Here is a 16,502-nt window from a genome sequence, read left to right on the forward strand (position 1 = left end):
TATTAATTAAATATTATCAAATAATTAATTATAAAAAGTGATTTTTATGATGGATGAAACTAAAAAATCATTGGAGAAGTTAGGAATTAATGAATTACATGATGATTATGTATCTAAAAAGAGATTTGAAGATGGGGGACAATATAGATTTGAAGTTCCAGGAATACAAGGTCCTTCTGCACTTGAATCTCTTTTAGAGGCTTCCAATGATTATGACTTAACAATTCATAGAGCCACTCAAACCAAAGGAATCATGTTTTTATTGGATGATGAAATAAGCAAAATGGTTGATTTGGCTCAAGATGCAAATATGCAATTGTTTTTAGCTGTTGGTCCAAGGGCTCCCTATGATACAAGCGCTACTGTCCAAACTGAAGAGGGAAAACGTATAGGATACAGGTTAAGAGGTTACAATAACCTTGTTTATGCCATTGAAGATGTTAAAAGAGCAGTTGATTTGGGAGTTAGAGGCATCTTATTATATGATGAAGGATTGCTTTATGCTCTTTCTAAAATGAGAGATGCAGGAGAACTTCCTAAAGACTTGCTGTTTAAGTTGTCTGCTCATGCAGGCTGTTCCAATCCTGCTTCAGCAAAGCTATTTGAATCAATTGGATTGAACTCACTTAATCCTGTAAGAGACCTTCAGATTCCAATGTTGGCATCATTGCGTGATGCAATAGATATTCCAATTGACATCCATACTGAAAATCCAAAGTCAACAGGAGGATTCATACGCCATTATGAAGTTCCTGAAATGATTAAGGTGGCAAGTCCAGTCTATTTAAAGACAGGAGGATCCGTTGCAAAGCATCATAGTTGGGATACAACTGAAAAGGAAGCTCGCCAAAGAGCAAAACAAGTTGCTTTAATTAGGGATTTGATTGAAAGACATTATCCTGATGCTATAATGAGTAAATTATAATGAAAATAAATGAAAATAAATAAGAATAAATAAAAATAATTGTTTTTATTCGTTTTTTCTAATTAAGATTATTGTTGATATTATGGATTTGATTGAAAAGGTTCAGGATGCAGTTGTAAATGCAGGCAGTTCATATAGTGAAGACAGATTAGCTGCTTATGAAAATGCTCTAAAATTGGAAAAGGAGCTAAATAATGAAAATGCAGTTTGGGCCTTGGAACAGATAATTGAAAACTTTAAGGTAGCTAATGAAAAGAAGCTTCCATTATGTGATGATACTGGAATTCCACATGTCTTGATTGAAATAGGAGAGAAAAGGGAAATTCCTAAAGGATTTTTCAATGAAATCAATATAGGTATTGCACAAGGACTTGATAAACTACCCGGAAGGCCAATGGCAGTTAAAGGAAATGATATTGAACGCATTGAGCAATCACAAGGTTTATACAATGAGTCCCATATGATGAAGCCCGCATCCTTTTTGATTGAAGAGAAAGATGAATCCTCTTATGGAAGACTGATTGGTGTGGATGAAGATAAGATAAGAATCACAATTCTATTGGAAGGTGGAGGTCCTGAAATAAGGGCAAAGACATATAGGGTTTTCCATAAAAGAGACTCAAAAATAGTTTTCGGTGAAGCTTTGGATTGGCTAAAGGAATCATTGGCTATGTTAGGCTGCACTCCATCAATTCCAGCTATTGGAGTTGGAAGAACCCACTTTGAGGCAAATGCATTAATGCTAAGAGCAATGGCTCATGGTAATTTAGGCTATCAATCAGATATTGAAAAATACATTGCAGAAGAGTTGAATAAGACAAATATAGGTCCTTTAGGGCTTGGTGGTAAAACAACAGTGCTCGGCTCTTTTGTCAACATTGGCTCTCAAAGGGCAAGTGGAGTGAGAATTGTAGCAGCAAGGCCTGCATGTTTTGTTGAGCCAAGAGTTTCAAGCTTTGAATTCTAGTTATTCAAGTTAACTAAAATAGGATTAAATATTAGAAAAAATTATATTATATCAAGTTTAATTAAGATTATTGATTATTAGACTTTAAATATTAGACTTTAAATATTAGACTTTAATATTAGACTTTAATATTAGACTAATTATTAGAATATATAGATTATATACGATTATTTAAGGAGAATATTATGAACGATAATCCAAAACCTGGTAAGAATGGTTTTAAATTTCCTGAACACAGCATAAAAACTAAGATTACTGATGTTAAGCCTAATGAATTGGTTACTAGAGGCTATAATCAGGAAGATTTAATAACAAATCTTAGCTTTGCAGAAATGGTATTCTTGCTTCTTAGGGAAAGATTGCCTGATGAGAGGGAATCCAAGATTTTTAACCATATTCTTGTTTCATTTTGCGATCATGGTGTAACCCCTCCAAGCACACAGTCTGCAAGGTTGATAGCATCATCCGGTGCAAACATCAATAATGCTGTTGCAGGAGGATTGCTGTCCTTTGGTAAAAACCATGCAGGAGCTATTGAGAAGGCTATGGAATTGTTCCAGGAATCAATCAGTTCATTGAACCTTGAGGAAACTGCAGATGAGGATGTAAACAGGAAAATAGCAGCTAAGGCTATTGAAATTGTTGATAAGTATCAATCCGAATCCAAAAGAGTGCCTGGCTATGGCCATAGGTATCATGAGAAGGATCCTCGTGCAGTGAAATTGCTTGATTTGGCCATTATGGAATCATCAATTGGTCCACATACAAAATTGGCACTTGTAATCGAGAGCATACTTTCTGACAGGAAAGGAATTTGCTTAAATGTGGATGGAGTCAATGCAGGATTGCTTTCTGATTTGGGCTTTGACAGCTCTTTAGGTTTAGGAATTTTCATGATTGGAAGACTTCCTGGACTTATAGCTCATGCATATGAAGAGATGGAAGAGGAAGAGAAATTCAGACGCTTCTGTGATTTGGAAGATATCGTTTATGAAGGATTTAAAAATAGAGACATTAATGAAGATTCAGAATAAGAAATATATTCTAATGAAATAATATTCATAATGAGAATAATAATTATTTTATCATTTATTTATTCTAAGGAGTAATTTAGATGGAATTTTTTGATGTAATTGAACAAAGATACAGTATGAGAGGCTTTGAAGATAAGGAAGTAGAGCAAGAAAAATTAGACATGATATTAAAAGCTGCTCAACTTGCTCCAACTGGAGTTAACTTCCAGCCTTTTAAGGTAATTGTAATTGACACTAAAAAGTATAAGGAAGAATTGAAAGGAATCTACAGTCCTGATTGGTTTACACAAGCACCAATTGTCCTTTGTGTAGTTGCCTCTAAGGAAAAGGCTTGGACTAGGAAGTATGATGATAAGAACATTGCAGACATTGATGCAACCATTGTCATGACCCACATGATCCTTGCAGCTGAAGATGTTGGTTTGAACACTTGTTTCATTGCTGCATTCAAGCCTGATAAGGCAAGGGAATTCTTGGATTTAGATGATGAATGGGAACCTGTATTGTTCACTCCTTTAGGTTATGGAAATGCAGAGCCAAGAGACACTCCTAGAAAAGCTATTGAGGAATTGGTCATTTACAAATAATTATTAGTTAAAAACGATTTAAGAGGATACTATGAGATTTACAAAAAAATCAATTATTTTACTTGCATTTTCAGTTATCCTAATGGTTTTAGGATTATGGAATTATGTTGATGCAAACCCTGTCACTTATGATGTCATTGCTTCAAGTGTTGTGCTTATTGTAGTTGGATGGACACTTGCAATGTCTGTATTTGAACCTAGCTGGACTAAGGCAGCTATTCTCATTGATGGGTTAATCTTTGTTTTGGTAGGTATTACTTTCCTCTTGATGCCATATAATCTCATTTTCATTATATTTGGTATTGTTTTGCTTGCAATCGCAGTTGCAGCATATCTTGGAAAATTACCTAAATCTTTCTTAAGATTATTCCATAAATAATTCAATTTTCATTTCTATTTTTTAACTTTTTTTTCATTATTTTTTCATTATTTTTTTATTATTATTTCATCATTTTTTTAATGATTCATAAATTGTTTTTATTTTGTTTTTAAATTTCACTATTTTTCTTTCATGAAATTTCAAGATTTTTTCATGAAATCTAATTTTTTATTTTTCTTATCTTAATTTTAATACTTTTATTTGGGATTTTATTAATTCTAATCAATTTAATTTTTTATTAGATCTTTTTAATTTTTTCAAAATATTTATTCGAATTTCATCTTAATTTTTTAAAGAAATTTAAATTTATAATGCTGTTATAATTTCCTTATTATATAATAATATTACAATATTTTAATAAAATATATATATTAACAAAAATAAAAATAAAATTACCATGGTGATTTATTATGGCAGGGATATCAGAAGCTATTACCCAAATAAAAAAAGCTGAAAGCGATGCTGATTCCTTAGTAGAACAATCAACAGTCGATGCGAAAGCAATGATTGATGAGGCTACTGTTAAAGCTAATGAAATGATTGAACTTGCTAAGAATGAAGCTAGCGAAGAAGCTCAATCTACTGTTTTTAATGCAGAAGAAAATGCAAAGAAAGAAGCTGAATCTATTACTTCTCAAGCTGAAAAAGATGTTGAAAGCATCAAAAATGACGCAAGAAAAAATATAGATGAAGCTGCTTCAATTATTGTTAAAAATATTTTATAGTGTGAGATAATGTTTAGAACTGCGAGAATGCGTAAGCTTAATGTTATAACTTTGGACAAATACGCTAGTCCTACGGTCAGTGCACTTCACGACGAGGGTATTGTTCAAATAAATGATATTTCTGAACGTATTCAGCAAGATCCTAAGCTAGCAGAACTTTTGAAACCTTCAAAAGTTACACCCCACACCGGTAAGCTATCTTCACTTCTCATGAAGACAAGCGGTATTTCCGACTTGCTTGGAGATGCCTTGTCTGAGGATAGAAGCATGAAGGAACTGATAATGTCATTTATCAGTCCTGACCTTCCAGTTCCAAAAGAAGTCGAGGATGTTGATACTGAAAGCTTGATAGCTTATGCAGAATCAACATTAAGCCAGGTTGAAGGTGAAACAAAAGGTATTGAAAATAAGTTAGCCGCACTAGACAGTGAAGAGAGTAAACTTGAATCAAATAAGGACTTGGCCGAAAAGCTAAAACCTTTAGACATGGACTTAGGCCTATTAAGCGATTCCAAGTACACTTCTACCATTGTTGGTAGGATCACTGCTGAGTCAGCTCAGAAATTCAAAGATGAATACAGTAAGATTACAGATGATCTCTTCTATGAATTAGTTCCAGACGAAGAAAAAGAAAGTTTTATCATGGTTGTCGTCGTTGCTAATGAGTATAAGGATGATATCTATACCTTACTTAGGAAAAATGAATTCGAGAAGTTTGAAACTGAAGGTTTAGAAGGAAGACCTGATAGTCTTATTTCCTCTTCTGAATCCAGACTCCAAGCTATCGAAAGTGAAAGATCCCAAGCTAAAGCTGAATTGAAAGTTGTAGCGGAAAAATGGGATGATGAAGTTCTTGCTTTAAAAGAACAATTAGAAAATGAGAAAGATAAGAATGAGGTTTTCGCTGGTTTTGCTGAAACTGACAAAACTTATGTCTTTGAGGCATGGGTACCTGAAAAAGATGTGGAAAAAGCTCAAGCTATTATTGAGACCGCAACTGAAGGCCATGCAATCATGGAAGTTGAGGAAGTTCCAGACAATGCAGAAGACGTTCCTGTATTGCAACAAAACAATGCATATGCAAAACCTTATGAATTGTTAGTTGAAATGTATTCCCCATTGAAGTACAATGAAATTGACCCTACTTTATTTGTAGCACTTACATATCCTTTCTTCTTCGGTTTCTGTTTAACCGATGCAGGTTATGGTCTTTTAGTTGCAATTATAGGTTTCATTTTATACAGAGGAATGGGTAAAGTCAATAGAACCATGCATGATGGTGGATTAATCATCATAGCAAGTGGTGTATGGGCTATTATTTTAGGTCTGGTTACCAATGGTTTACTTGGGGACCTATGGACTAGAATATTAGGTTGGGGCCCTGCTCTCCCTACAGTTATTGATTCCATTAATGCGTTCAAATATCCGGCTACTATCTTAGTGATTGCAATTGTAATTGGTATTATTTACACTAACCTCGGTTTCATCTTAGGTGCAATTGACAATTTAAGATACGGCGAGAAAAAAGAGGCAATCGGTTCTCAAATCGTATGGTTTGTATTTGAACTTGGTATCATTTTATTGATTTTAGGATTCTTGTTCCCAGCAATTGGAATGATTGGTATGGCATTAGGTGCAGTATTCATTGTTGCTGCTCTTGGTATGCTTATCTGGGGTAACGGTGCTTATGGACTTATGGATGTATTTGGATTCATGGGAGATGTACTTTCATATGCTCGTCTTTTAGCTCTTTGTTTAGCTACTGGTGGTATTGCAATGACTGTAAACATCTTGACCAATATGGTAAATGACATGATTCCAGTTGTAGGTATTGTTTTAGCTATTATCATCTTTATTGGTGGACATATTGCTAACTTCCTTTTCCAAGTATTAGGTGCTGGTGTTAATGCTTTGCGTCTTAACTATGTAGAGTTCTTCTCTCAATTCTATATGGGTGGAAAACATTCATTTGAAGCTTTTAAAGCTAAAAGACAATTTACTAAAATTAAAAAATAGACAAAAATTTAGATTTATAGTTTTATAATTCAACGCTTAAAGATGAAATTATTGGAAATGTGATTTTATATTTAAGGCAATTATGAAAATTCATAATTAAGATCAAGAACTTATGCTTATGGAAATGTCGATTAGGACAATTCTTATAAAAATGACGTTCTTTTATCAAGAACTTTACGTTCTATTGAAATGTAATGAAAATTATATTTAAACGATTTATTTAAACAATTTAATTTAAGGAGATATATTATATGGTAGAAATTGCTTTAGGTACTGCTTTAGCAGCAATTGGTGCTGGTGTAGCAATTGGTTTTGCTGGTTTAGGTTCCGGTTTAGGACAAGGTATGGCAGCAGCTGGATCTGTTGGAGCTGTAGCAGAAGATAACGACATGTTTGCAAGAGGTATTATTTTCTCTGCATTACCAGAAACTCAGGCTATTTACGGATTCTTGATTGCTATTTTATTACTTGTATTCTCAGGATTATTAGGTGGAGGCGCAGGTCTTTCCACTACTGCAGGTATTGTAGCTATTGGTGTAGGTGCATCTATCGGATTTGCAGGTTTAGGTTCCGGTATGGGACAAGGTATGGCAGCAGCTTCCTCTGTTGGTGCTATCGTTGAAGATACTGACATGTTTGCTAGAGGTATTATCTTCTCTGCATTACCAGAAACTCAAGCTATTTACGGTTTCTTGATTGCTATCTTACTTATGGTATTCGGTGGAATATTAGGTTAAGGAGGTCAGTTATATGAGCTCTGGAGCAGACAAAATTGTCTCTAACATAATGTCTGATGCTCAAGCAAAAGCTGATGTAAATAAAAGTGAAGCTCAAGTGAAAGTTGATGCTATTTTAGCTGATGGTGAAAAAAGAGCTGAAGCTACTAAAGTTAAAATCTCAGAAGATGCTGCAAAGCAAGCGGAAATGAGATATCAACAAATTATTTCTGAAGCTAAAATGAATGCTCGTAGGGCAGAATTAGGGGCAAAAGAAGAAGTAATCGAAGAAGCTTTCAGTAAAGCTACTGAAGATTTAACAAATATGGCAAATACCAATGATTCAGAATATGTGGATGCTTTAGTTGAAATGATTAAAGAAGCAGCTGTAGAAATTGGTGGCGGAGATTTAATCGTTTTATTAAAACAAGAAGACATTCCAAAAGTCCAAGATAAATTGGAAACTATTGTTGGCTTAATCAAGTCTTTAATTAAACGTGAAAAACCTTCTGATCTTAGTGCAATCGCTACAGAAGTTTCCCTTGAAACTGATGTTGAAACTACTTTAGAAATTGGCGAACCTATTGACACTATTGGTGGAGCTATATTAAGAACAAGAAATGGTGAAATTCAAGTTAATAACACTATTGAATCTAGAATGTTAAGATTTAAGAAATCATTACGTTCAGAAGTTGCAAAAACTTTATTTGATTAGGAGAGATGAATTATGGCTGATGAAATTGCTACAATCATAAGTTCCTTAGGACTTTCTAATGAGGCATTTTTAGCAATAGTTCTTTTAGCATTTGTAGTTATTGGTGCAATTATTGTAATTGTTGCAACTAGACCAATTTTAGATGTTTATCCATATCTTCATCCTAATGCGAGAGTAAGAGCAAGAAAAGGAAGATTATTTGATGAGAAACAAATTTCTGAACTTGTTGAAGCAAACAATGTTGAAGAAATTACCAACTATCTCAGAGGATCTCCTGACTATGCTGAATACTTAGATAATTATACACTTGAAAAGGCATTAGATATTCAACTTGGTGAAACTTACGATTTAGTTTCAAGAATGGCTCCTAAAGAAATTCAATCTTCATTTAAAGTAATGGCAAAGAAATCTGACATTGCTAATATTAAAAGCTTACTCACTGCTAAAGAAGCAGGATTAAGCCAAGAAGCTACTGAAGAACTTTTAGTTCCTACTGGTTCTTTATATGAAGATTTACAACGTTTAACTGATGTTGACACTGTAACAGATGTTGTTGCAGGATTAGACGGAACTGAGTATGCACCGATTTTAGAAGAAGTGCTTCCTGAATATGAAAAAACAGGTATGGTCCTTCCTTTGGAATCTGCATTAGATAAATATTATTTAGATAAATTACTCGCTTCCTCAGAAACACCATCTGATGAGAACAAACAAATTCTCTATGCTTACGTTGGAAATCAAGTTGATGTAGCTAATATTAAATTAATATTGAGAGCAAAAGTTGATGGATTAGATTATGATGCTATCAGTCCATATATGATTGATAGTGGATATCAATTAAGAGAATGGAAGCTTAAAGATCTTATGGAAGCAGAAGATGTAACTGGAGTAATCTCCTCTTTAGAAGGAACTAAATACTCTGAAGTACTTACCGATGTGCTTCCTGAATACAATGAAACTGGATCTGTAGCTCTCTTTGAGCAAGCTTTAGACAAGTTTTTAGTCGACTCTGCAAAATCCTATTCCATGAAAAAACCTTTAGGTATTGGACCTATAATAGGATTCTTGTCCCAAAAAGAAGTTGAAGTTAAAAACTTAAAAGTAATTGCAAGAGCTAAAAGAGAAGAAGACTTCCCAATATCTAAAATTAGGGAGATGTTAGTATGAGTGATGTCGCTATTATAGGAGATATCGATACTGTCACTGGTTTTAAACTTGGTGGAGTTAAAAAAGGTATTATTGTAAATAATGATGAAGAAGCTAAAAATGCTCTTGATGAGTTATTAAACGATGAAATTTCAATTATTATAATTACACAAAAGATAGCTGATAACATAAGAGAACATATTCATAAACGTCTTGGTTCTGATGTGTTACCAATGGTTATTGAGATACCAGATAAATCTGGTTCATCTGAAGGCGGTGCCGATCAAATGGCAGCTCTTATTAAGAGAGTTATCGGGGTAGAGATGGTTAAATGATTAATGAAGGAAATATTATTAAAATTGCAGGTCCTGTTATCGTCGCAGATGGGATGAGAGGAACTCAAATGTATGAAGTGGTAAGAGTAGGTGAAGCTAAGCTTATCGGTGAGATTATTGAGCTAGAAGGTGACACCGCTACCATTCAAGTTTACGAAGAAACTGCTGGGGTAAAACCTGGTGAGAAAGTGGAAAGTACTGGAGGTCCATTGTCTGTAGAACTTGGACCTGGTGTAATGGGTTCCATTTTTGATGGAATTCAAAGACCTTTAGAAGTTATTAAAGGTATTTCTGGTGATTACATCGCTAGAGGTATTGATGTAGATTCTATTGACAAAGAGAAAAAATGGACTTTCGAACCTGTTGCTAAAGTAGGGGACAAAGTTGTTGGTGGAGACGTACTTGGTCAAGTACAAGAAACATCTGCTGTTTTACAAAAAATTATGGTTCCACCAATGATTGAAGGTACCATTAAGTCTATTGCTGCAAAAGCAGAATACACAGTACTTGAAACTATTGCTGAAATTGAGACTGATGAAGGAATTAAAGAAGTTCAAATGCTTCAAAAATGGCCTGTACGTAAAGGTCGTCCATACAAAGAAAAATTGGACCCAGATATTCCACTTATTACTGGTCAAAGAGCACAAGACACTTTCTTCTGTTTAGCTAAAGGAGGTGCAGCAGCTATTCCTGGTCCTTTCGGTTCAGGTAAAACTGTTACACAACAACAATTAGCTAAATGGGCAGACGCAGATATTGTGGTATATATTGGATGTGGAGAACGTGGAAACGAAATGACTGAAGTACTTACCGAGTTCCCATTCCTTACTGACCCAAAAACTGGAAACCCAATTATGGATAGGACTGTTCTTATTGCAAACACTTCCAATATGCCCGTAGCAGCTCGTGAAGCATGTGTATACACTGGTATTACTATTGCAGAATACTTCCGTGACCAAGGTTACGACGTAGCGCTCATGGCAGACTCAACTTCAAGATGGGCAGAAGCTATGAGAGAAATTTCAGGAAGATTAGAAGAGATGCCTGGGGAAGAAGGTTACCCAGCATACTTAGCATCCAGACTTGCACAGTTCTACGAAAGAGCTGGAAGAGTAATCACTCTTGGTCAAGATCCTAAAGAATCTTCCGTAACTGTAGTAGGTGCAGTATCACCTCCGGGTGGGGACTTATCCGAACCTGTTACTCAAAACACCTTACGTATTTGTAAAGTATTTTGGGCATTGGATGCATCTCTTGCAGATAAACGTCACTTCCCTTCCATCAACTGGTTACAAAGTTATTCATTATACGTAGAAAGTATTACCAACTGGTGGCAAGAAAACGCTTCAGAAGAATGGAGAGCAAACAGGGATCAAGCTATGGTTCTCTTACAAAAAGAATCAGAACTTGAAGAAATTGTACAATTAGTAGGTCCTGATGCATTACCTGATTCTGAACAAGTTGTATTGGAAACTACCCGTATGTTAAGAGAAGACTTCTTGCAACAAAACGCATACGACGATGTAGACACTTACTGTTCTCCAGCTAAACAAGCAGGTATGTTAGCAACTATTCTTAAATTCCACGAAGCAGCTAGTGCAGCTGTAGAACGTGGTGCAGATGTAAAAGAAATTGCAGCTTTAACTGTTAAAGAGGACATTGCTAGAATGAAATACGTCCCAGAAGATGAATTTGAAGCAAGAGTAAAAGAAATTCAAGAAAAAGTTGTAACACAATGTGCTGAGGTATAAAAATGAATGCTGATATTAAAACAAGAGAATATACAACAGTTTCTGAAGTTTCTGGTCCTTTGATGGTAGTAGAAGGTGTTGAAGGTGTAGCTTATAACGAAATCGTAGAAATCGAAGCTCCTACCGGTGAACACAGAAGAGGACAAGTATTAGAAGTAAAAGACGATGTTGCTGTTGTTCAAGTATTCGAAGGTACTACTGACTTAAACACCTTAAACACTAAAGTAAGATTTACTGGTGAAACTGCTAAAATCGGTGTTTCTAAAGATATGATGGGTCGTATCTTCGACGGTACTGGAAAACCTATTGACGGTGGTCCAGAAATCATCCCAGAAAAAGAATTAGATATTAACGGTAACCCAATGAACCCTGCATCAAGAGAATTCCCTGCAGAGTTTATCCAAACCGGTATTTCCACTATTGATGGAATGAACACCCTCGTAAGAGGACAAAAATTACCTATCTTTTCAGGATCTGGTTTACCACACAACGATTTAGCTGCTCAAATTGCAAGACAAGCTAAAGTAGTAGGTTCCGACGACGACTTCGCAGTAATTTTCGCTGCTATGGGTATTACTCACGAAGAAGCAAACTTCTTTATGAGAGATTTCGAAAGAACTGGAGCATTAGAAAAAGTAACTGTATTCATGAACTTAGCAGACGACCCTGCTATTGAAAGGATTCTTACTCCTAAAATGGCATTAACCACTGCTGAATACATGGCATTCGAACTTGGTATGCACGTATTGGTTATTCTTACTGACTTATCCAACTACTGTGAAGCATTAAGGGAAATTTCCGCAGCTAGGGACGAAGTACCTGGTCGTAGAGGTTACCCTGGTTACATGTACACTGACTTAGCTGGTATTTACGAACGTGCAGGACGTATTGCAGGTAAAGAAGGTTCTATTACTCAGATGCCTATCTTAGTTATGCCTCAAGACGATATTACTCACCCAATTCCTGACTTAACCGGATATATTACTGAAGGACAAATCGTACTCAGTAGGGATATCCACAGGAAAGGTATTTATCCACCTGTAGACGTACTTCCATCCTTATCTCGTTTGATGAGTGGTGGTATCGGTGACGATAAGACCCGTGATGACCACAGTGGTGTATCTGACCAACTTTATTCTGCTTACGCAGAAGGACGTAACTTAAGAGACTTAGTTGCTGTAGTAGGGGAAGACGCTCTTACTGAAAGGGACCAAAGTTTCTTAGCATTTGCTCAAGCTTTCGAAGATGAGTTCATTACTCAAGCTAAAGATGAAGACAGAAGTATTGTTGAAACTTTAGATCTTGGTTGGAAATTATTAACCATATTGCCTAAGACTGAACTTAAAAGAGTAAAAGATGAATTTATTGAAAAATATTACCCAGAATAAGTCTAATGTTTTATTAGATTCAATTCTAATATTTTAATTAAATTCATCACGAATTTAAGTTTTAATTAGGAATATTATCTTTTAGGAGGATAGTATGGCAGAAGAAATACTTGATGGTATTAACCCAACCCGTATGGAGTTATTAGCTCTTAAAGATAGGGAAAAACTTGCAGTTAAAGGTCACAGTTTGTTAAAACAAAAAAGGGACGCTTTAATTAAAGAGTTCTTCGACATCTTGGATAGAGTTAAAGGTGCTAGAGAAAACGCAGAAACTAACCTTTCTGAAGCTTACGCAGCACTTACTGAAGCTCAAATTACAATGGGTGATTTAGCTGTTCAAAAAGCAGCTTTATCTGTTAAAGAATCTGTTAAAGTAGATATTTCTTCAAGAAGTATTATGGGTGTTAACGTACCTATAGCTGATATGGAAATGGAATCAAGAACTTTAGTTGACAGAGGATACGGTTTATCCGACACTTCCATCCAATTAGACGAAGCAGCAAAGAAATTCGAAACTGCTTTGAAATACATTATTGAATTGGGGGAAATCGAAAAAACCATTTATCTTTTAGCTGATGAGATTGAAGCTACTAAACGTAGAGTAAACTCTCTTGAACACATTATGATTCCTAGATTCCAAGCTACTATTAAGTCCATTAATATGAAGCTTGAAGAAATGGAAAGGGAAAACTTCGTAAGAATGAAGATGATTAGATCTACTATCGAGAAAAACGAAGCAGAAGCTTTAGCAAAAGCTCAATTAAAAGCAGCTCAAAGTGAATAATTAAAATTTAGAATAAATGCAATTCATATTTCACTTGTTGAAATGGAATTTGTGTTTATATCTTAATTTTATTATTTTCAATTTTTTTATTTTATAATTTTAAACTATTTTTATCTATTTTTATAAAATTTTTTTTATTTGTTTTATCCACTATTTTTTACAATTTTTATTTACTATTTTTTTATTATATCAATTTTTGATTTCTAATTTTAGTTAACTTTATATATTATGTTTAACATATTATAGTATGTTGTATAGTCCCGTGGGGTAGTGGTAATCCTTCTAGGCTTTGGACCCGGAGACGGCGGTTCGACTCCGCTCGGGACTATCAATTTTTTTAGAGGATAATTATAACACTGTTATATTTTTAATGGCTATTTTTTTATTATAAAATATTTTTTTAAAACTAGTTTTTTAAGTAAAATTTAATAAGTTCTTTTATGATATATTATATTGTATTCAATAAAGTTTTAAAATGGTGAAATTATGAGAAGAGACCCAATTCATCAATTTTTAAGAGATCCTGACAATAAGGCAAAATTATTCATGGGGATTACTGGTGCTATGATTATAACTACTTTCCTGGTGGTTATTGGTACTATCATGCTTATTTTAATATTAGTAGGAGTAATCTAATTTTAGATTATTTTACTTTTTTTAATTATCTCTTTCTTTAATTCAATTTTTTTAATTAGTCAATATTTTTATAAACTTCATCTTCCGCTATTTTTGCATCATCAATTGCAGTTTTCAAGTTTTCATTTGAGCTGATGATGGTTACTAAAGGCTGGTCTTTTTCTATTTTAACTCCTTCATAAGGAATGTCATATACATTTGGAATATTCAGATTTCCTATATTGACTTGTTTTCTTGCATAAATGATTTTCTTGATTGAATATTGGCTTGGATTTGGAATGTCTATGATTTCTCCTTCACATGCCTTTATGTGTGCATCCAAGAGATTTATGTCAAGTGAATTTTCAACCAGTTCATAAGTTCCCTGGAACCTTGGGTTGATTTCAATGATTTTCAACTTCCCATCCTTATCTAAAATATAGTCAACACCATTTGATCCAATAAGGTTGAACTGCTTGATCAAATCTTCAGATGTATCTTTCATCTCATCATTAAGTTCATCAGCATTAATTTCTGTTTGATTATCATTAAACATTCTAAAGCTATTTTCATCCAATGGCAAAATGTTTCCAGAATATTCATATGATTCATTTCCCAAGTCATGTTCAGTTATCAATCTTGAATTGATCAAATTTTTTCTATCATTTTGACTTGACAATACTGAGGATGATACATTAGTTCCTTCAATATATTCCTGAAGTATATAGTTTTCAAGTGAAATATTTTCATAAATTTCATTCACTTGTTTTAATTCATTACAACTTTCATTATTTAGCAAGAAAATTCCTAACCCTCCACTTCCTTGAAGGGGTTTTAAAATAAATTGATTGTTAGTGTATTGTTGCAAAATTTCATTGAGTTCCCCTACATCAGATGGTTGAAATGTAAGTGGGACATCAAATTTGTTTTTCAGCTTATTGTAAAATTTGAATTTATTATCAACACATTCAGTGTTCTTATTGCCACGAACAATTTTTCTAAATTTTTTAAATTCTCCAGAAAAATTTTTTGCATTTATTCCAGTGGTGAGTACAATCTTATCAATTTCATTTTCATCATAATTTTGAAAAAGAAAATCTTTTGATAATTCAAGAATTTTCTTAGGTGAATAATTCTCTTCAAACCTTCCACAGGAAATGACACTTTCTTGATCTAAAACATGCTTCTCTCTATAAGGTACTTTAAAGTCAACAGTTTTAAAATAGCTTATGGAAAATATTTTGTAATCCAATTTCAGTGCTGAATTAACCATTGGTCTTGTGTCAATTCCCATAAGAAGTAAATTATCCATAATTTTCATCCCTAAATGTTATTTTCCTGTTCTCTTGCTTGATCATATACTGTTTTGATTGTGTCCATGTCTACACTGGTGTAAATCTGAGTTGTAGAAAGACTTGAATGTCCAAGGAGCTGTTGAATTACCCTTATATCCACTCCATTCTTTAAGAGATGTGTAGCAAATGAGTGTCTTAATACATGAGGGGTGACTTTCTTTTTGATTCCTGCTTCATCTGCATATTTCTTAATCATCATCTGAACATATCTGGGAGTGAGACTATTTCCATTCTTATTTACAAAAATATATTCTGAATCCTGTTTATCCACTTCAAGATAGTCCAATAAAAGCTCTTTTGTATGTTCATCAAAAAGAACAATCCTATCCTTATCCCCTTTACCTCTAACCCTAATGGTCCTTTCATCAAAATCAATATCTCTTTTCAATAGTTTTACAAGTTCTGAAATACGAAGCCCTGTAGAGTAAAGCAGTGTTAGTATGACCTTATCCCTTCTTTTAGACTTTTGTTTAAAAGGAGTGTCATTTTCATCAATAGATACAGCCTCTATCAAATCCTTCACTTCCTTTTCATTTAAGGATTTAGGCAATGACTTTGTTCTCTTTGGATTTTTAATGTCCTCTAAAAAATAGATGTCATTGAATTCAAGGAATTTCTTTGAAACGACTGTAGTTAGGTAAATGTAATTTTGGGTAAGGTACTTGTCCCTTTTCAAGTCACGGATATACTTTCTGAAACTAGCTAAAAATCTTTTTCCATCATATAGGTTTTCCTCATTTTTCATATAATTGATTAGGTTATGAATGATGGAACTGTATGTTTTTACAGTATTTTCTGAATAGTTTCTAATCTCTAGTTCAATTAGATAATCTTCGAGCATGCTTTCAAAATCAAACACTTCCATCAAATGCTTTTTATCTCCATTTTCATCGATAACCGGCAGTTTAATTGGAGACTTTTGGATAGGTTCATTTGATAAGTTCAATTGCTCTGTAAAAAGATTCATATAAATTCCTTCTTTAGATCTTTACCAAACCCATTAATCTAAATTTAGGATAATTCTTTAAAAAATTTCTTTTCTTAAAATTGATTATTCAATTTTT

General features: G+C 33.9%; 17 protein-coding genes and 1 tRNA gene. 16 read left to right on the forward strand and 2 right to left on the reverse strand.

What is annotated here, in order from left to right; all coding sequences use genetic code 11:
* The first annotated feature begins 49 nt into the window (after positions 1-49).
* The 16 genes from QZU90_RS02825 (at position 50) to QZU90_RS02900 (ending at position 14,104) form a co-directional block, all read left to right on the forward strand.
* Positions 50-925, forward strand: coding sequence for a peptidase (locus QZU90_RS02825; RefSeq protein ID WP_295606589.1), 876 nt, complete (start codon positions 50-52; stop codon positions 923-925).
* Between the two features lie 82 nt (positions 926-1,007).
* Positions 1,008-1,892, forward strand: coding sequence for a fumarate hydratase (locus tag QZU90_RS02830; protein ID WP_295606546.1), 885 nt, complete (start codon positions 1,008-1,010; stop codon positions 1,890-1,892).
* A 185-nt stretch (positions 1,893-2,077) separates the two neighbouring features.
* Positions 2,078-2,926: a citryl-CoA lyase gene (locus QZU90_RS02835; protein WP_295606549.1), complete on the forward strand. Its 849-nt coding sequence runs from the start codon at positions 2,078-2,080 to the stop codon at positions 2,924-2,926.
* 80 nt (positions 2,927-3,006) lie between these two features.
* Entirely contained in the window at positions 3,007-3,513 is a 507-nt protein-coding gene (locus QZU90_RS02840; protein ID WP_296855434.1) for a nitroreductase family protein, read from the forward strand.
* A gap of 31 nt (positions 3,514-3,544) precedes the next feature.
* Positions 3,545-3,892 (forward strand): hypothetical protein, encoded by a 348-nt coding sequence (locus QZU90_RS02845; RefSeq protein ID WP_295606555.1) that lies wholly within the window; start codon positions 3,545-3,547, stop codon positions 3,890-3,892.
* A 410-nt stretch (positions 3,893-4,302) separates the two neighbouring features.
* Complete coding sequence (gene ahaH, locus QZU90_RS02850; protein WP_292786818.1) at positions 4,303-4,617, forward strand: ATP synthase archaeal subunit H; 315 nt, start codon at positions 4,303-4,305, stop codon at positions 4,615-4,617.
* 9 nt (positions 4,618-4,626) lie between these two features.
* A complete protein-coding gene (locus tag QZU90_RS02855) occupies positions 4,627-6,633 on the forward strand; it encodes a V-type ATP synthase subunit I (protein ID WP_296855436.1) in 2,007 nt (668 codons plus the stop codon).
* A 251-nt stretch (positions 6,634-6,884) separates the two neighbouring features.
* Positions 6,885-7,370, forward strand: a complete 486-nt coding sequence (locus tag QZU90_RS02860) for a V-type ATP synthase subunit K (RefSeq protein WP_295606562.1) — start codon at positions 6,885-6,887, stop codon at positions 7,368-7,370.
* 13 nt (positions 7,371-7,383) lie between these two features.
* On the forward strand, positions 7,384-8,064 hold the full coding sequence (locus QZU90_RS02865; protein ID WP_296855439.1) for a V-type proton ATPase subunit E: 681 nt from the start codon (positions 7,384-7,386) through the stop codon (positions 8,062-8,064).
* 12 nt (positions 8,065-8,076) lie between these two features.
* On the forward strand, positions 8,077-9,231 hold the full coding sequence (locus QZU90_RS02870) for a V-type ATP synthase subunit C (protein WP_296855442.1): 1,155 nt from the start codon (positions 8,077-8,079) through the stop codon (positions 9,229-9,231).
* Complete coding sequence (locus tag QZU90_RS02875) at positions 9,228-9,545, forward strand: V-type ATP synthase subunit F (protein WP_292786807.1); 318 nt, start codon at positions 9,228-9,230, stop codon at positions 9,543-9,545. Before QZU90_RS02870 ends, QZU90_RS02875 begins: the two co-directional genes overlap by 4 nt.
* A complete protein-coding gene (locus tag QZU90_RS02880; protein ID WP_296855444.1) occupies positions 9,542-11,296 on the forward strand; it encodes an ATP synthase subunit A in 1,755 nt (584 codons plus the stop codon). The genes QZU90_RS02875 and QZU90_RS02880 overlap by 4 nt, the downstream gene beginning before the upstream one ends.
* Before the next feature lie 2 nt (positions 11,297-11,298).
* Positions 11,299-12,684, forward strand: a complete 1,386-nt coding sequence (locus tag QZU90_RS02885) for an ATP synthase subunit B (protein ID WP_295606577.1) — start codon at positions 11,299-11,301, stop codon at positions 12,682-12,684.
* A 94-nt stretch (positions 12,685-12,778) separates the two neighbouring features.
* Complete coding sequence (locus tag QZU90_RS02890) at positions 12,779-13,468, forward strand: V-type ATP synthase subunit D (protein ID WP_295606580.1); 690 nt, start codon at positions 12,779-12,781, stop codon at positions 13,466-13,468.
* A 256-nt stretch (positions 13,469-13,724) separates the two neighbouring features.
* A tRNA-Gln gene (locus QZU90_RS02895) sits at positions 13,725-13,796 on the forward strand.
* 158 nt (positions 13,797-13,954) lie between these two features.
* A complete protein-coding gene (locus QZU90_RS02900; protein ID WP_295606583.1) occupies positions 13,955-14,104 on the forward strand; it encodes a hypothetical protein in 150 nt (49 codons plus the stop codon).
* A gap of 55 nt (positions 14,105-14,159) precedes the next feature.
* Here QZU90_RS02900 and QZU90_RS02905 read toward each other — a convergent pair whose 3' ends face one another.
* Together QZU90_RS02905 and xerA are read right to left on the reverse strand one after the other, a co-directional pair.
* The gene (locus QZU90_RS02905; protein WP_296855446.1) at positions 14,160-15,395 is read right to left on the reverse strand and encodes an ATP-grasp domain-containing protein; all 1,236 of its coding nucleotides are present in this window, start codon (positions 15,393-15,395) and stop codon (positions 14,160-14,162) included.
* 11 nt (positions 15,396-15,406) lie between these two features.
* A complete protein-coding gene (gene xerA / locus QZU90_RS02910; protein WP_394350197.1) occupies positions 15,407-16,405 on the reverse strand; it encodes a site-specific tyrosine recombinase/integron integrase in 999 nt (332 codons plus the stop codon).
* Positions 16,406-16,502: the final 97 nt, after the last annotated feature.

Source organism: uncultured Methanobrevibacter sp., from assembly GCF_902784195.1.
Lineage (GTDB): Archaea > Methanobacteriota > Methanobacteria > Methanobacteriales > Methanobacteriaceae > Methanobrevibacter.

What these genes read in the sequence shown, in the direction of transcription:
- QZU90_RS02885 (WP_295606577.1), top strand. Translation starts at nt 11,299, where the DNA reads ATGAATGCTGATATTAAAACAAGAGAATATACAACAGTTTCTGAAGTT.
- QZU90_RS02855 (WP_296855436.1), top strand. Translation starts at nt 4,627, where the DNA reads ATGTTTAGAACTGCGAGAATGCGTAAGCTTAATGTTATAACTTTGGAC.
- QZU90_RS02830 (WP_295606546.1), top strand. Translation starts at nt 1,008, where the DNA reads ATGGATTTGATTGAAAAGGTTCAGGATGCAGTTGTAAATGCAGGCAGT.
- xerA (WP_394350197.1), bottom strand. Translation starts at nt 16,405, where the DNA reads ATGAATCTTTTTACAGAGCAATTGAACTTATCAAATGAACCTATCCAA.
- QZU90_RS02835 (WP_295606549.1), top strand. Translation starts at nt 2,078, where the DNA reads ATGAACGATAATCCAAAACCTGGTAAGAATGGTTTTAAATTTCCTGAA.
- QZU90_RS02900 (WP_295606583.1), top strand. Translation starts at nt 13,955, where the DNA reads ATGAGAAGAGACCCAATTCATCAATTTTTAAGAGATCCTGACAATAAG.
- QZU90_RS02890 (WP_295606580.1), top strand. Translation starts at nt 12,779, where the DNA reads ATGGCAGAAGAAATACTTGATGGTATTAACCCAACCCGTATGGAGTTA.
- QZU90_RS02880 (WP_296855444.1), top strand. Translation starts at nt 9,542, where the DNA reads ATGATTAATGAAGGAAATATTATTAAAATTGCAGGTCCTGTTATCGTC.
- QZU90_RS02870 (WP_296855442.1), top strand. Translation starts at nt 8,077, where the DNA reads ATGGCTGATGAAATTGCTACAATCATAAGTTCCTTAGGACTTTCTAAT.
- QZU90_RS02865 (WP_296855439.1), top strand. Translation starts at nt 7,384, where the DNA reads ATGAGCTCTGGAGCAGACAAAATTGTCTCTAACATAATGTCTGATGCT.
- QZU90_RS02875 (WP_292786807.1), top strand. Translation starts at nt 9,228, where the DNA reads ATGAGTGATGTCGCTATTATAGGAGATATCGATACTGTCACTGGTTTT.
- QZU90_RS02860 (WP_295606562.1), top strand. Translation starts at nt 6,885, where the DNA reads ATGGTAGAAATTGCTTTAGGTACTGCTTTAGCAGCAATTGGTGCTGGT.
- QZU90_RS02840 (WP_296855434.1), top strand. Translation starts at nt 3,007, where the DNA reads ATGGAATTTTTTGATGTAATTGAACAAAGATACAGTATGAGAGGCTTT.
- QZU90_RS02825 (WP_295606589.1), top strand. Translation starts at nt 50, where the DNA reads ATGGATGAAACTAAAAAATCATTGGAGAAGTTAGGAATTAATGAATTA.
- ahaH (WP_292786818.1), top strand. Translation starts at nt 4,303, where the DNA reads ATGGCAGGGATATCAGAAGCTATTACCCAAATAAAAAAAGCTGAAAGC.
- QZU90_RS02905 (WP_296855446.1), bottom strand. Translation starts at nt 15,395, where the DNA reads ATGGATAATTTACTTCTTATGGGAATTGACACAAGACCAATGGTTAAT.
- QZU90_RS02845 (WP_295606555.1), top strand. Translation starts at nt 3,545, where the DNA reads ATGAGATTTACAAAAAAATCAATTATTTTACTTGCATTTTCAGTTATC.